At 43.9% G+C, this 16,075-nt stretch carries 10 protein-coding genes, 8 tRNA genes and 1 pseudogene; all 19 read left to right on the top strand.

Features of this window, described 5'->3' with window-relative positions; all coding sequences use genetic code 11:
• Nucleotides 1–122 precede the first annotated feature (122 nt).
• The 19 genes and pseudogenes from alaS (at nt 123) to luxS (ending at nt 16,006) form a co-directional block, all read left to right on the top strand.
• Nucleotides 123–2,705, top strand: a complete 2,583-nt coding sequence (alaS, locus tag P4S58_RS12805; RefSeq protein WP_042480561.1) for an alanine--tRNA ligase — start codon at nt 123–125, stop codon at nt 2,703–2,705.
• A 189-nt stretch (nt 2,706–2,894) separates the two neighbouring features.
• Complete coding sequence (locus P4S58_RS12800) at nt 2,895–4,082, top strand: aspartate kinase (protein ID WP_337164196.1); 1,188 nt, start codon at nt 2,895–2,897, stop codon at nt 4,080–4,082.
• A gap of 90 nt (nt 4,083–4,172) precedes the next feature.
• Entirely contained in the window at nt 4,173–4,370 is a 198-nt protein-coding gene (gene csrA / locus P4S58_RS12795) for a carbon storage regulator CsrA (RefSeq protein WP_042480555.1), read from the top strand.
• Between the two features lie 182 nt (nt 4,371–4,552).
• Nucleotides 4,553–4,645, top strand: a tRNA-Ser gene (locus tag P4S58_RS12790).
• Between the two features lie 42 nt (nt 4,646–4,687).
• A tRNA-Arg gene (locus P4S58_RS12785) sits at nt 4,688–4,764 on the top strand.
• Nucleotides 4,765–4,811: 47 nt separating this feature from the next.
• Nucleotides 4,812–4,904: transfer RNA gene (locus P4S58_RS12780), tRNA-Ser, on the top strand.
• Between the two features lie 66 nt (nt 4,905–4,970).
• Nucleotides 4,971–5,047 (top strand) — tRNA-Arg (locus tag P4S58_RS12775).
• Between the two features lie 103 nt (nt 5,048–5,150).
• Nucleotides 5,151–5,227, top strand: a tRNA-Arg gene (locus P4S58_RS12770).
• Nucleotides 5,228–5,268: 41 nt separating this feature from the next.
• Nucleotides 5,269–5,345 (top strand) — tRNA-Arg (locus P4S58_RS12765).
• Between the two features lie 97 nt (nt 5,346–5,442).
• Nucleotides 5,443–5,519 (top strand) — tRNA-Arg (locus P4S58_RS12760).
• 41 nt (nt 5,520–5,560) lie between these two features.
• Nucleotides 5,561–5,637: transfer RNA gene (locus P4S58_RS12755), tRNA-Arg, on the top strand.
• A 383-nt stretch (nt 5,638–6,020) separates the two neighbouring features.
• The gene (locus P4S58_RS12750; protein ID WP_042480552.1) at nt 6,021–6,305 is read left to right on the top strand and encodes an oxaloacetate decarboxylase subunit gamma; all 285 of its coding nucleotides are present in this window, start codon (nt 6,021–6,023) and stop codon (nt 6,303–6,305) included.
• A gap of 19 nt (nt 6,306–6,324) precedes the next feature.
• Complete coding sequence (oadA, locus tag P4S58_RS12745; protein WP_269348723.1) at nt 6,325–8,109, top strand: sodium-extruding oxaloacetate decarboxylase subunit alpha; 1,785 nt, start codon at nt 6,325–6,327, stop codon at nt 8,107–8,109.
• A 9-nt stretch (nt 8,110–8,118) separates the two neighbouring features.
• The gene (locus P4S58_RS12740) at nt 8,119–9,249 is read left to right on the top strand and encodes a sodium ion-translocating decarboxylase subunit beta (protein WP_042480546.1); all 1,131 of its coding nucleotides are present in this window, start codon (nt 8,119–8,121) and stop codon (nt 9,247–9,249) included.
• Nucleotides 9,250–9,409: 160 nt separating this feature from the next.
• Complete coding sequence (locus tag P4S58_RS12735) at nt 9,410–10,357, top strand: NADP-dependent oxidoreductase (protein WP_042480544.1); 948 nt, start codon at nt 9,410–9,412, stop codon at nt 10,355–10,357.
• The gene (locus tag P4S58_RS12730) at nt 10,354–10,809 is read left to right on the top strand and encodes a YqaA family protein (RefSeq protein WP_042480540.1); all 456 of its coding nucleotides are present in this window, start codon (nt 10,354–10,356) and stop codon (nt 10,807–10,809) included. The genes P4S58_RS12735 and P4S58_RS12730 overlap by 4 nt, the downstream gene beginning before the upstream one ends.
• Before the next feature lie 19 nt (nt 10,810–10,828).
• A pseudogene (locus P4S58_RS12725) lies at nt 10,829–13,683 on the top strand (M16 family metallopeptidase).
• Between the two features lie 125 nt (nt 13,684–13,808).
• Nucleotides 13,809–15,374, top strand: coding sequence for a glutamate--cysteine ligase (gene gshA, locus P4S58_RS12720; RefSeq protein ID WP_337164193.1), 1,566 nt, complete (start codon nt 13,809–13,811; stop codon nt 15,372–15,374).
• A 113-nt stretch (nt 15,375–15,487) separates the two neighbouring features.
• Complete coding sequence (gene luxS / locus P4S58_RS12715) at nt 15,488–16,006, top strand: S-ribosylhomocysteine lyase (RefSeq protein ID WP_042480533.1); 519 nt, start codon at nt 15,488–15,490, stop codon at nt 16,004–16,006.
• Nucleotides 16,007–16,075 lie beyond the last annotated feature (69 nt).

The following is a 16,075-nucleotide window of genomic DNA, read 5'->3' as shown; positions in this document are numbered from 1 at the left end:
CTTCATGACATTCCGCTAATTTTTAATTCTTGCTCGTCTTTTCTTTAAGAAAACTAGGCGAACTCTTATCCATGCTTTACAATAGCGAAAAATTCTAACTTGAGTATTTCAGGAAGAGCTGCATGTACATGAGCACGGATGAGGTTCGCCGCGCGTTCCTCTCATTCTTTGAAAGTAAAGGCCACCAAATCGTCGAAAGTTCGTCTTTGGTGCCTGCTAACGATCCTACCTTGCTATTCACTAACGCAGGGATGAACCAGTTTAAAGATTGTTTCCTAGGTCTAGAGAAACGAGCATACACTCGCGCAACAACAGCTCAACGCTGTGTTCGTGCTGGTGGTAAACATAATGACTTAGAGAACGTGGGTTTCACCGCGCGTCACCACACATTCTTTGAAATGTTGGGTAACTTCAGCTTTGGTGATTACTTCAAAGAAGATGCCATCAAATTCGCATGGGAATTTCTGACTGAAGTTCTGCAACTACCAAAAGATCGCCTGCTAGTCACGGTTTACCAAACTGATGATGAAGCATTTGATATCTGGAACAAACAAGTTGGTATTCCTGCAGATCGCATTATTCGCATTGGCGACAAGCCAGGCGGTAAAGCGTATGAATCAGATAACTTCTGGCAAATGGGCGATACTGGTCCATGTGGTCCATGTACAGAAATTTTCTACGATCACGGTGATCATATTTGGGGCGGTCCTCCGGGCTCTCCAGAAGAAGATGGTGACCGATTCATCGAGATTTGGAACAACGTATTTATGCAGTTCAACCGTCATGCTGATGGCACGATGGAACCACTACCTAAGCCATCTGTGGACACGGGTATGGGTATTGAGCGTATCTCTGCAATTATGCAAAACGTACACTCAAACTACGAAATCGATGTATTCCAAACACTAATTAAAGCAGCCGCTGAAGTGACAGGTCATGACGATCTTTCTAACCAGTCATTGCGCGTTGTTGCTGACCATATCCGTTCATGTGCATTCTTAATCGTTGATGGCGTTATGCCTTCTAACGAAGGCCGTGGCTATGTACTGCGCCGTATCATTCGTCGTGCAGTTCGTCATGGTAACAAACTGGGTGCTCAAGGCTCTTTCTTCTACAAACTTGTTTCTGTACTGGCTGATGTTATGGGTACAGCAGGTGAAGAGCTTAAGAAGCAACAAGCTGTGGTTGAGAAAGTACTTCGTATTGAAGAAGAAAACTTCAGCCGCACACTAGATCGCGGTATGGCAATTCTAAATGAAGCACTGGATAACCTAGAAGGCAATGAGCTTGATGGTGAAACAGTATTCAAACTGTATGACACATACGGTTTCCCTGCTGACTTAACTAACGACGTTGCTCGTGAACGTAACTTCACAATCGACGAAGCTGGATTTGAAGCGGCAATGGAAGAACAGCGTCAACGTGCTCGCGAAGCAGGTCAATTCGGCACTGATTACAACACGCTAATCAAAGTCGATGGTAGCACTGAGTTCTGTGGCTATAGTGCGACAGAAGGTCAAGGCACTATCACTGCTATGTTCGTTGAAGGCAACGAAGTTGATTCATTGTCAGCGGGCGACAAAGCGATTGTTGTACTAGACGAAACACCTTTCTATGCAGAATCCGGTGGTCAGTGTGGTGATGCTGGTGTACTAAAACTTGAATCAGGTTTGTTCAAAGTCGAAGACACTCAGAAACTAGGCAATGCTTTTGCTCATCACGGTGTACTTGTTGAAGGTGTATTTGCTAAAGGCGATAAAGTTACGGCGGTTGTCGATGCTAAGCGTCGTCAAGCAACGTCTCTTAACCACTCAGCGACTCACCTGTTACATGCAGCACTTCGCCAAGTATTAGGTGAACACGTGGCTCAGAAAGGTTCTTTAGTGAAACCTGAAGGTCTGCGTTTTGACTTCTCTCATCTTGAAGCGGTAACTGCTCAAGAGCTGAAAGAAGTAGAGCGTTTGGTTAATGAACAAGTACGTCGTAACCACGTGATTGAAACGAACATCATGGACATCGAATCAGCAAAGAAGAAAGGTGCAATGGCACTGTTCGGTGAGAAATACGATGACCAAGTTCGTGTGCTTTCAATGGGTGAATTCTCAACTGAGTTGTGTGGTGGTATTCACGCATCAAATACGGGTGATATTGGTCTGTTCAAGATCACTTCCGAAGGCGGTATCGCAGCAGGTATTCGCCGTATTGAAGCAGTTACTGGTGAATCAGCACTAGATGTTATCGATGCTCAAACACGCAAGTATGAAGAGAAGCTTGTTGAAGCAGCTAACAAAGCGAAAGCGTTAGAGAAAGAAATTCAGAAGCTGAAAGACAAAATGGCAGCGGCTGAAAGTGCCAACATTATGGGCAAAGCTCAAGTGATCAACGGCACTAAAGTTCTTATCGCTGGTCTTGAAGGCGCAGACAGTAAGAATCTAAGAACCATGGTTGACGATATTAAGAATCAACTTGGTAGTGGTGTTGTTCTACTGGCCAATGTGGCGGACGACAAAGTCGGCCTTATTGCTGGTGTAACTAACGACCTGACTAGCAAAGTTAAAGCAGGTGATTTAGTTAAAATGGTTGCAGAACAAGTTGGCGGTAAGGGCGGCGGTCGCCCTGATATGGCTCAGGCAGGTGGTACAGATGTATCAGCTTTACCTGCGGCTATGCAAACTGTTCAGCCTTGGCTAGAAGAACGCTTATAAATTAATTAGCTACGTCAGTTTCACCTTAAACTGACGTATGTTTAATTCCATTGACCAAGTGGTTTAATTGGGTGGAGTTTTCCGCTCAGTTATCTGCTTGGTTTTGTTTTTGTTATTACTAAACGAATTTATCGGTTGGATAAACGAGTTGGTGCGTATGAGACTTCGGTCTTGGGAAGGTGAATACTGGTGAAAAAGTCCCTTATCGTGCAAAAGTTTGGCGGAACTTCTATGGGTTCAATTGAAACAATCCATACTGTAGCTGAACACATCATAAAGGCGAAAAATGATGGTAATCAAGTTGTTGTAGTTGTATCTGCAATGGCGGGTGAAACGAATCGATTAGTGGCGTTAGCTCAGCAAATCGATAGCGTACCAACTGCAAGAGAACTTGATGTTTTGCTCTCTGCTGGTGAACAAGTGTCTATGGCACTGTTAGCAATGACTTTAAATAAATTAGGTTTTGCTGCCCGTTCACTAACCGGAGCTCAAGCGAACATAGTGACAGATAACCTGCACAATGACGCGACGATTAAGTACATTGATACACGAACGATTAACGAGCTACTAGAACAAGATCAAATCGTGATAGTAGCTGGTTTTCAAGGTGTTAATGAGAATGGGGACATCACCACGTTAGGGCGCGGTGGCTCAGATACAAGTGCTGTGACACTTGCCGGAGCTCTCAAGGCTGACGAATGCCAAATCTTTACTGATGTAGATGGTGTCTACTCTTGTGATCCAAGAGTGGTACCGAATGCTCAGAAATTAGATGTTGTAGATTTCCCATCTATGGAAGAAATGGCTCGTAAGGGTGCAAAAGTTTTACATTTACCATGTGTTCAGTATGCATGGGATAATGCGGTTCCACTTCGTGTCTTGTCTACTTTCGATGTTAATGAAGGTAGTTTGATTAAAGGGGAGCAGGGAACCAAACCTGTCTGTGGTATCGCCATTCAAAGAGATATGGCTTTGATTACCATTGAACATGAAGCTCTTTCAAACCTACAGAAACGTTGCCAAATGTTAGGTATTGAGGTGTGGAGTGTGATCGAGGATACAGATTGGGCAGGAGTGGTCATAAAACTTGATGCTTGTGCTAAGTTGAAGCTGGTGTTCAGTGACAAAATCCGTAATAGTGAACATGTGAGTTTATTAACCACAGTAGGTTTACAGGCCCCGAGCTTCGTTGACCGCTCTTTTGCATTACTGGCTGAACTCGACATAAATATTCATTATGTTTCAACGACTTCGCAATCATTCATGCTTATGTTAAGTCCAGAAAGTGTTAATTCAGCAGCTAATATTTTGCATGAGGCTTTTATAACTTCTGACGAACTATTAGATTTTCAACCTAGGCAAGTATCTTTAGGTTAATAGACTGCCAACAGAGTTTACCAAAATATAACTTCTGTTGGATAATAGTGTAACTGCAAGATAATTCAGAGATTACTCAAGGAGCAAAGAATGCTAATTTTGACTCGTCGTGTTGGCGAAACTCTAATGATCGGTGATGAAGTCACTGTTACTGTTTTAGGCGTAAAAGGTAACCAAGTACGTATTGGTGTAAATGCGCCGAAAGAAGTATCTGTTCACCGTGAAGAAATTTACATGCGCATTCAAGCTGAAAAGGGCAATGGTAACGTTTCATCTGGCAACTACTAATTTTCAAAAAGAGCTGGCAAATTAGCCAGCCTTTTTTGTTTTTAAGAGATGCGATTTTTAATAAAAGTGTAATTTCATAGCGCTTTGATTAAATAGGCAACGATTGACTTGGTTTTTGCTATTTTTGCCAAGAAAATGTTTGACATATTTTTGGTAAATCGTAATATGTGCCTCCGCAAGACGGTGAGGTGGCCGAGAGGCCGAAGGCGCTCCCCTGCTAAGGGAGTATGCGGTTTGTAGCCGCATCGAGGGTTCGAATCCCTCCCTCACCGCCATTCTTGCCTTGTTTGGGTTAGCAGCCAAGCAAAGAACAAAGTGCGTCCTTAGCTCAGCTGGATAGAGTACCTGGCTACGAACCAGGCGGTCGGAGGTTCGAATCCTCCAGGACGCGCCATATTCTTTCTCTTGTTTTTATAGCAAGTTATTGAATGTGAATAATGCGGTGAGGTGGCCGAGAGGCCGAAGGCGCTCCCCTGCTAAGGGAGTATGCGGTTTGTAGCCGCATCGAGGGTTCGAATCCCTCCCTCACCGCCATTTATTGACCAACGGTCAATTTTTTTGTTCTGAAATAAACTTAGTGTGATATGCTTCACACCCTGCGCGTCCTTAGCTCAGCTGGATAGAGTACCTGGCTACGAACCAGGCGGTCGGAGGTTCGAATCCTCCAGGACGCGCCACTATTTATCGTCTAAGATGTTGTTGGTAACAACAAGAATCTTGGATGTAGGGTAATGCCCTTATATCAGTCTTAGTTTTTAAGACTAGAATATTAAAAACTGCGCGCTCATAGCTCAGCTGGATAGAGTACCTGGCTACGAACCAGGCGGTCGGAGGTTCGAATCCTCCTGAGCGCGCCATTATTTAAGTTGATGTTTTTATTTAAACTCATTAACTCTGCGCGTCCTTAGCTCAGCTGGATAGAGTACCTGGCTACGAACCAGGCGGTCGGAGGTTCGAATCCTCCAGGACGCGCCACTATTTATGTTTAAGATGTCTGTAAAAAGAGTCCTAAGCAGGAGGGTAATGCCCTTATATCAGTCTTAATCTTTAAGACTCGAATATTAAAAACTGCGCGCTCATAGCTCAGCTGGATAGAGTACCTGGCTACGAACCAGGCGGTCGGAGGTTCGAATCCTCCTGAGCGCGCCATTATTTAAGTTGATGTTTTTATTTAAACTCATTAACTCTGCGCGTCCTTAGCTCAGCTGGATAGAGTACCTGGCTACGAACCAGGCGGTCGGAGGTTCGAATCCTCCAGGACGCGCCACTATTTAAAGCCTCGCATTATGCGAGGCTTTTTCTTTTGTTAAAAATACAATTCTTGTTTATCTGCAAGTAGTAAGTCACTGTTCTGTATCGAACCAACATGACTTTACCTCCCATATTTCTTATTTCATTTCAAAGTTTCACTATTCTCATCGTAATGGATACAAATACGTGGCTCACGCGTTGGTTTGCTTACAATCGGTTTGCGCCGTTTTGTTAGCTATGCCATAAATCTGACACTCAATATGTGGCGCTTCTAGAAGAGTACTCTCAACTAAATTGACAATTTTTAATCAATTGAGATAATTTTCGCTCACTTGTCATAACGAGGAATCTCGTTTTTTTTGACGATTGTTGTCAGGATGACAAAAGAAAGGAAGCAACATGACAAACATTGGAAGCCTGCTAGTAGACGCGGCCACCCTGATGATGACAGGGATGGGCTTCGTTTTTCTATTCCTAACCATATTGGTCTATCTCGTTCGGTTAATGTCTAAATTGGTACCTCAAGAAGTACCTCAACCGATCAGTACACCTATTAAAAATAAAAAAGTACCAGTGAAATCTGGGGCGTTGAACCAACAAACGGTTAGCCCACAGGTTGTTGCGGCTATTTCTGCTGCTGTACATCAGCACCGTACTCTAGCTGCTGCGAAAGGTAGTAAATAATTAAAAGGAGTTAATAAGCATGTCTAAACCACTTGCCATAACCGATGTGGTCCTTCGCGATGCCCATCAATCTTTATTTGCTACGCGCATGCGTATCGAAGATATGCTGCCGATTGCAGCAGAGTTGGACAAAATTGGCTATTGGTCTCTTGAAACTTGGGGCGGAGCAACATTTGATGCCTGTATTCGATTCTTGGGCGAAGACCCATGGGAACGTTTACGAGAGCTGAAAAGAGCAATGCCTAACACACCAATGCAAATGCTTTTGCGCGGTCAAAACTTACTGGGTTATCGTCACTATGCTGATGATGTGGTAGAGAAATTTGTTGAGCGTGCGCATACCAATGGTATGGATGTGTTCCGTATCTTTGATGCGATGAATGATGTGCGTAACTTTGAGAAAGCAGTAAAAGCGACAATTGATGTCGGTGCTCATGCTCAAGGTACGCTCTCGTATACCACCAGTCCGGTTCACAATGCCGATACTTGGGTTGATCTTGCTAAGAGATTGGAAGATTTAGGTTGTCATTCTTTGTGTATCAAAGATATGTCTGGCCTGCTTAAACCATATGAAGCTGAAGAGCTGATTACTCGTATTAAAGCATCGTGTGATGTTCCACTTGCTCTACATTGCCATGCAACCACTGGTTTATCGACAGCAACAGCGGTGAAGGCGGTAGAAGCTGGTATCGACATTCTTGATACCGCAATTTCTTCCATGAGCCAGACTTACGGTCATACGCCAACAGAAACTGTTGTCGCTATGCTGCAAGGTACTGAACGCGATACTAATTTGAAGCTTGAGCAGATCGAACCTATTGCGTCTTACTTCCGTGAAGTGCGTAAGAAATACGCGAAGTGGGAAGGTCAGTTAAAAGGCGTTGATTCTCGCATTTTGATTGCTCAAGTCCCTGGCGGTATGTTGACCAATATGGAAGGTCAGCTTAAAGAACAAGGCGCGGCTGATCGTATCGATGAAGTTCTCGAAGAGATCCCTCGTGTTCGTAAAGATCTTGGCTATATTCCTTTGGTAACGCCGACGTCACAAATCGTCGGTACTCAAGCTGTGATCAACGTTCTGACTGGCGAGCGCTATAAGAGCATCACTAAAGAAACGGCGGGTTTATTGAAAGGCGAATACGGTGCGACTCCTGCTGAAGTAAACACTGAGTTGCAAGCTCGTGTTCTCGATGGTGCAGAAGTGATCACCTGTCGTCCTGCAGATCTATTGCAAGATGAGATGGAACACCTAACGACTGAACTGCTAGAGAAAGCAAAAGCAGAAGGTATTTCTTTGGCAGAAGACACCGTTGATGATGTCCTGACATATGCGCTGTTCCCTCAGGTTGGTTTGAAGTTCCTGAAGAACCGCCACAACCCAGAAGCTTTCGAGCCTGCACCGGGTAAAGAAGTGGCTGCTCCAGTTGTAACTAAACCTGCTGCGTCAGCGGTTGGTGGCATCGAAACTTACAGTGTTAAAGTTGATGGCCACGTGTACGATGTGGAAGTCGGTCCTCAAGGCCAGCTTACTTCGGTTACACCTGCGCAGGCTAAACCTGCGGCTGCCGCTCCAGTTGCTGCTGTTGATAACGCTGAAGACGTTCCAGCGCCTCTAGCCGGTACTATTTTCAAAGTAAACGTAGCGGCTGGTGAAGAAGTTGCTGAAGGCGATGTACTCATTATTCTCGAAGCAATGAAGATGGAAACGGAAGTCAGAGCAGCTCGCTCAGGATTAGTTCAGGATCTTCATGTTAAAGAGGGTGATGCTGTTGCTGTTGGTTCACCACTGCTGAGCTTGGCGTAAGGGAGTACCATGGACGGATTAATAACCTTATGGCGTGAAACAGGTATAGCTAACTTTGAACTGGGTCAGATCATTATGATCATGGTTGGTTGTTTGCTACTGTTCCTTGCTATTCGTAAAGGTTTTGAACCCTTGTTACTTCTGCCAATTGGCTTTGGTGCGGTTCTGGCAAATATTCCAAATGCTGGTTTCACCGAACCGGGAGGTTTGCTTTACTACGTTTACCACGTAGGGATCGAATCGGGTGTATTCCCGTTGTTGATCTTTATGGGTGTAGGGGCAATGACTGACTTTGGCGCTTTAATCGCAAACCCAAAAACATTGTGGTTAGGTGCCGCTGCTCAGTTAGGTATTTTTGCAACCTTATTTGGTGCAATTTTCCTTAACTATGTTCCGGGAATGGAATTTTCCATGGCAGATGCATCATCGATTGCAATTATCGGTGGTGCTGATGGTCCGACAGCGATTTTCTTAGCGAGTAAGTTGTCACCGGATCTGCTGGGTGCGATTGCTGTAGCAGCATACAGCTACATGGCATTAGTACCTATTATTCAGCCGCCAATTATGAAAGCTCTGACGACTCCCGAAGAGCGCCAGATTAAAATGGCTCAGCTTCGTCATGTTGGGAAAACAGAAAAAATCATTTTCCCACTGATTGTCCTTCTGATGACTATTTTGTTCCTACCGTCAGCAACGCCACTCGTTGGTATGTTCTGTTTAGGAAACTTGATGCGCGAAGCGGGTGTCGTTGAGCGTTTGTCTAAGACTGCGCAAAATGAGTTGATCAACATCGTCACTATTTTCCTAGGGCTTGGTGTTGGTTCTAAGTTGCAAGCGGATAAATTCTTAAATTTAGAAACGTTGGGTATTTTGGCTTTAGGCGCAGTGGCATTCAGTATCGGTACTGCTGGTGGTGTCATTATGGCTAAGGTACTTAATAAATTCTCTAAAGAGGATATCAACCCGCTTATTGGTGCGGCTGGTGTATCTGCGGTTCCTATGGCAGCACGAGTGGTTAACAAGGTTGGCTTACAAGCTAACCCTCAAAACTTCTTGTTGATGCATGCTATGGGACCCAACGTAGCCGGTGTGCTTGGCTCTGCAGTTGCCGCTGGTGTTTTACTCGCATTAGTAGGTTAATAGCTGGCTGAAGAAACCAATTGGTTGAACGTACCAATAGAGGACATTATCTTTGCTTAACGCTTTCGCGGTATGAAACTGTAGTGTTTGTAAATATTGGTATATATTCAAAGGGATGCTGCAGCATCCCTTTTTTATTTGCGCTATAGGGACAGTTGAAATGGAAAACAAGCAAATTGCTATTACCCAGTTTGGTGGGCCTGAAGTTTTATCAATATTATCGTCACCAATACCAGAGCCGAAGGCTGGCGAGGTATTAGTCCGTGTCGCATATTCTGGAATCAATCCGATTGATGTAAAAACACGGGCTGGTTTAGGTTGGGCTGCAGCTCAAAATAAAGACAATCTACCTTGGGTGCCGGGCTATGATGTTGCAGGGCAGATTATAAAAGTCGGCGAGGGTGTTTCTCGTTTGCAAGATGGCGATAACGTTGCTGGTTTTATTGGTTTTCCTACTCAAGGTGGAGGTTATAGCCAATATGTTTGTGTTCCAGAAAAGGAACTGAGCCTGGTGCCTGAAGCGGTCACTTTAGAAGCCGCTGCCGTGCTTCCTCTTGCGGGGCAAACTGCTGCTCAGGCTTTGAATAAAGCGGAAGTGAAAGAAGGTGATGTGGTACTGATTTTAGCGGGTGCTGGTGGTGTCGGGCATTTGGCTGTACAGATAGCTATTGCTGCAAAAGCAGAGGTTTATACCACTTGCAGTGAAAGTAATCTGGATTATCTGGCTACTCTTGGTGCCCATGCGATTAACTATCAGTTTGCGCCTGTATCACAGCGTATTGAAAAAGTGGATGTATTGATCGACCTTGTTGGCGGAGATGCTGCTTTGGATGCGTTGAAGTGTCTAAATGATAATGCTCGTGTTGTCACTGTTCCGACATTAAGTGCTGAACTGATTTGTGAGAAAGCGAAAATGTTGGGTTTTCAAGCCACAGGTATGTTGGTAGATCCTAATCCTGAACAATTAGATACTATGCTATACATGGTTAGTGTTGGATTGCTAAAAACTGAAATTCAACACATTTATCCTATGGATGAAGTTCAACAAGCCCACAAACAAATAGAAACGGGTCATACACGAGGCAAGGTTTTGTTAGATATGAAATGATTGAGTTTTTTAACTCTCTTTTTACCCAATTTGCGCAGTTATTCTCTGATTCAGCATTATGGGTTCTCTTTTTTGGCGGCTTTTTTAGTGCAACTCTACTTCCCGGTGGTTCAGAAGCCGCTTTACTCGCTACTTTAGCGCTTAATCAATATTCCGTGTTTTCTGTCATTACAATCGCAACTTTGGGGAATACCCTTGGTGGCTTAGTCAACTATTGGTTAGGTTTATGGCTGCCGAATAGAACTCAGCAGCAAAAGCATGGTCATAAAGCTTTAGCTTGGCTAACTAAGTACGGTTACTGGTCTTTACTGTTTAGTTGGTTACCTATTATTGGCGATCCACTTTGTTTAGCGGCCGGCTGGTTAAGAATGAAATTTTTACCTTCATTTGTCATGATTTTGATTGGCAAAGCGCTTCGATATTCCATTCTAGCCGTTCTTTTCTTTTTCTAAGATTTTCGAAGGAGATGTTATGAGGAAAATCTGGGCTGGAGCCTTCTCGTTAATCGCCATTTATGGCTGTAGTACTCAAACCAAACCAGAGGCTGATCTCTCCTCACTTCCTCAAGGCATTCACTTAGTTGAACAAGTTGAAGCAGCGTCCGGCAAAGTGATGATCCCTTATTCTAAATACCAGTTAGATAATGGATTAACGGTTATTCTTTCTCCGGATCATTCTGATCCGTTAGTGCATGTAGACGTTACTTATCATGTGGGCTCTGCTCGTGAAGAAGTTGGCAAATCAGGTTTTGCACACTTTTTTGAACACATGATGTTCCAAGGATCTAAGAATGTGGGTGACCAAGAACACTTTCGGCTGCTCACTGAAGCGGGCGGTTCCTTGAATGGCACAACTAACCGAGACCGGACGAATTATTATGAAACGGTACCGGCTAATCAACTGGAAAAAGTGCTGTGGTTAGAAGCGGATCGTATGGGTTTCTTACTTGATGCGGTCTCTCAACGTAAGTTCGAAATCCAGCGCGATACAGTGAAGAATGAGCGTGCGCAGAATTATGACAACCGTCCATATGGTCTTATGTGGGAGAAAATGGGTGAAGCCATTTATCCGCAAGGGCACCCATACTCTTGGCAGACAATCGGGTATGTCGAAGATTTGGATAAAGTCGATGTTAATGATTTAAAAGAGTTTTTCCTGCGCTGGTACGGTCCAAACAATGCTGTTTTGACTATCGGTGGTGACATTGACGTCGATGAAACGCTTCAATGGGTAAACAAATATTTTGGATCTATTCCTAAAGGTCCGGAAGTGAAAAATGCCAAAAAGCAGCCAGCGATTTTGCCTGAAAACCGCTTTATAACCATGGAAGACCGTATTCAACAGCCTATGGTGGTGATTGGCTGGCCGACGTCATATCGTGGTGCTGGTGATCAAATGTCTCTGGATGTTTTAGCCAGTGTTCTTGGGAGTGGAACTAACAGCTATTTGTACCAAAACTTAGTTAAAACTCAGAAGGCGGTCAGTGCTGGTTCTTTCCATGACTGTTCAGAGCTGGCGTGTAATTTCTATGTGTTCGCTATGGCCCCTGCTGGCAATAAAGGTCAGTTAGTACCTTTATACCAAGAGCTTATGCAGACACTTGATGAGTTCAAATCGAAGGGCGTTGCGGCTGAGCGTTTAGAACAAATCACAGGAATGGCTGAAGCGAACTCGGTATTTGCTTTGCAGAGTGTGTCAGGAAAAGTGGCTCAGTTGGCGGCAAATGAAACCTTTTATGGTCAACCGGATCGTATTGAAGATCAGCTGGAACAACTGCGCCATGTATCGCCAAAAACCCTCACAGCGGCATATAACAAGTACATTAATGGCAAAAATAAAGTCACGCTTAGTGTTGTCCCACAAGGTAAGATAAGTTTTGCAGTGAAGAAGGCGACATTTGTTACACCTGAACGTGATTTGCCTGAGCACCAAAAAATTTCTGAACAGCAACTGACGTACCGTCATGTAGAAGATAATTTCGACCGTTCAGTCATGCCGAAAGTCGCCGAGGGAGTTCAGGCTCGCTTATCCACGTTGTATGACATTTACTTCAACAACGGTGCTGAACTGCTTGGAACCAAAACATCTGAAACTCCGACTGTGGTCATTCAATTTAAACTTCCAGCAGGTGAAAGACATGTGCCGAGAGGAAAGGAAGGCTTAGCAAATTTAACCGCAGCTATGATGGAGCAGGGCTCAGCATCAAGGGATGTAGAAGAGATTCAAGCGCAGTTGGATAAACTAGGTTCAACCATCAGCGTGAATGCGAATACCTATTCAACAAGTGTTGTGGTTTCTAGCTTGGAGAAGAATCTAGCTGAAACTTTGTCGGTCATTGAAGAAGTGTTATTCCAACCGGGCTTTAAGCAAGAAGATTTTGATCGAATCAAGCAGCAGATGATTCAAGGAATGGTCTACCAGCATCAGCAACCGGAATGGCTAGCATCGCAAGCAACTCGCCAAGTGTTGTTTGGCTCTTCGATTTTTGCTCGCTCCAGTGATGGTACCAATGATTCTATCGCCAGTTTGACCTTGGAAGATGTGAAGCATTTCTATCGTAAACATTACACACCGAATGGAGCTCAAATTGTGGTCGTTGGGGATGTTTCAAAGCAGGATATTCGCAAACAGCTTAACTTCTTCGCCAATTGGAAGGGGAAGCTTCGCCTCTGATTGATCCGCAAATTGTTCCTAACTTAACCAGCAGAAAAGTTTATCTGGTGGATAAACCGGATGCGCCTCAATCAGTCGTTCGCCTAGTTAGACGCGGTTTACCGTTTGACGCAACGGGTGAACTTTACCTGAGCCAACTGGCAAACTTTAATCTTGCCGGCAATTTCAATAGTCGTATCAATCAGAATCTACGTGAAGATAAAGGTTTTACCTACGGTGCGAGCAGTTACTTTTCCAGCAACCGAGAAGTGGGGGCTGTAGTGTTTAATGCTCAAGTCAGAGCAGATGCTACGTTAGACTCGATTATTGAGTTACAGAATGAAATGGCGAAGTTCAGCGAGCATGGTTTAACTGAGCAAGAAATGGATTTCTTACGTCTGGCTGTGGGGCAGCAAGATGCATTGAAGTATGAAACTCCGGGACAAAAAGCCTCCTTATTGAGTAGCATATTGACCTACAGCTTGGATAGAGATTATCTACAAGTTCGTAATGAGATAGTAAAACGCGTTGATAAAGTGACACTAGATCGTTTAGCTGCGAAATGGTTTAATCCGAATGATTACCAGATTATCGTGGTCGGTGATGCAAAAACACTCAAGCCTCAACTAGAAAAATTAACAATTCCCGTAGAAGAGCTTGAAATCATCCGCTAGAGTACACATAAAAGAGGAGGCGACGTTCGCGTGCCTCCTGTCTGTCTTCGTAGATTCTTCCACTTAACAAGGTTGAACCGCTAGAGGATTAGGCCGACTCACAATACATATAAGCGAATTTCAATTTGACTAATTTTGCCGAGCGACTTGAACGAGTTGCAAATAAATCTAAAGTATTTCAGCAGTTTGGCCGTGGTGTTGAACGTGAAACATTACGCTATACATCAGATGGTGAGCTGGCTTTGACGCCACATCCTCAATCACTTGGCAGTGCTTTGACGAACCGTTGGGTCACAACTGATTTTTCAGAGTCTTTGCTGGAATTTATAACGCCAGTTTCTAATGATGTTGCAACGTTAATGTCACAATTGAAAGACATACATCATTTTGCTCAGTCTAAGATCAGTGATGAGAAATTGTGGCCGTTATCTATGCCTTGCTATGTGGGCAGTGAAGATGACATTAATCTTGCTCAATATGGCTCGTCGAATACCGGACGAATGAAAACTTTGTATCGCGCAGGCCTTAAAAAGCGTTATGGCAGCTTGATGCAGATTATCTCTGGCGTTCATTTCAACTTCTCTTTCCCTGATTCATTCTGGGACGCTTTGTATGGTGAGCAAGATGAAATTACGCGTCAGGATACAAAATCGGAAGCCTACTTTGCGTTGATCCGTAATTACTATCGATTTGGATGGTTGATCCCGTATTTCTTTGGTGCATCGCCTGCACTCTGTTCATCCTTTATTCGTGGCCGTGAAACAAAGCTGCCATTTGAGAAAGTTGGTGGCACTTTGTATCTTCCACACTCAACGTCTCTGCGCTTAAGTGATTTAGGTTATACCAACAGTGCTCAGAGTGGGCTGAAAATCGGCTTCAATGGTTTAAATCAGTATCTTGAAGGATTGAACAGAGCAATCCGTACGCCTTCTACTGAGTTTGCCGAAATTGGTGTCAAAGTGGATGGTGAGTATCGCCAGCTCAACAGCAACGTTCTGCAAATTGAAAATGAACTGTATGCACCAATCCGCCCTAAACGAGTAGCCAAGAGTGGTGAGAAACCATCAGAAGCGTTAGCTCGAGGTGGTGTTGAATATATTGAGGTTCGCTCTCTGGATGTGAACCCATTCAGCCCTGTAGGTGTAACAGAACAGCAAGTTCGATTCTTAGACTTGTTCTTAACATGGGCAGCGCTTTCAGACTCAGATCCTATGGACAGTTGTGAACTGGAATGTTGGAGAGACAACTGGAACAAAGTCATTGTTCAAGGCCGTCAAGTTGGTCTTGAACTGCAGATTGGCTGTCATGGTGAAAAGTTATCACTGCAAGACTGGGCGAAGCGTGTGTTTGCTGATTTACGCCAAATTGCCGAAGTGATGGATGCAGAGCTTGGCGGTAATGCTTACCAAAAAGTGTGCAATGAGCTAGAAACGTGGATCGATAATCCTGACAAAACGTTATCGGCACAACTGCTAGAAATCGTAAAAACGGTCGGTGGTTTAGGTAAAGCTGGGTGTGCGTTAGGTATGCAATATCGTCAACAAAACCTTGAGCATCAATATCAAGTTTATTCAAAAGAGTTGATGGAAGAAGAGGTCATTCGTTCTGCTCAAGAACAACTCAGTATCGAACAACAAGATACGCTAAGTTTTGATGAGTATCTTGAACAGTATTTTGCTTACCTGAAATAAGCAGCTTCACCATTGATGCTTAGATCGCTATCATTAGTAAATAAAATAGTTAGCAAACCATTTATCTGTGCTGGAATAGAATTAAATTTCAGCGCCATTGGAGAGAAAGAACAATGCCATTATTAGACAGCTTTACGGTTGACCATACTCGAATGAATGCACCTGCGGTGCGCGTAGCTAAGAAAATGCAGACCCCTAAGGGCGATACTATTACGGTTTTTGACCTGCGCTTTACTATGCCAAACAAAGCGATTTTGTCTGAAAAAGGTATTCATACCCTTGAACATCTATATGCAGGTTTTATGCGTGCACACCTAAACGGTTCAAATGTAGAGATTATTGATATTTCACCAATGGGTTGCCGTACAGGTTTTTACATGAGCCTGATTGGTACACCAACTGAGCAAGAAGTGGCTGATGCTTGGCTTGCAGCAATGCAAGATGTGCTGAAAGTGGAATCTCAAAATAAGATCCCTGAACTGAATGAATACCAATGCGGTACAGCAGCAATGCACTCGCTAGAAGAAGCGAAGGAAATTGCTAAGACTGTTATCGCAGCGGGTATCAGTGTTAACCGTAACGATGAGTTAGCTTTGCCAGAAGATATGCTGAAAGAGCTAAAAATCGACTAAACATCGTCAGATTGCAGATATTAAAAAGGCTTGGTTTACCAAGCCTTTTTGTGTTCTCAGAAAAGAGAT

Origin of the sequence: Vibrio sp. Hal054, assembly GCF_037162405.1 — a bacterium.
GTDB lineage: Bacteria > Pseudomonadota > Gammaproteobacteria > Enterobacterales > Vibrionaceae > Vibrio > Vibrio diazotrophicus.
This window is presented reverse-complemented; position numbering and strand designations above follow the sequence as displayed.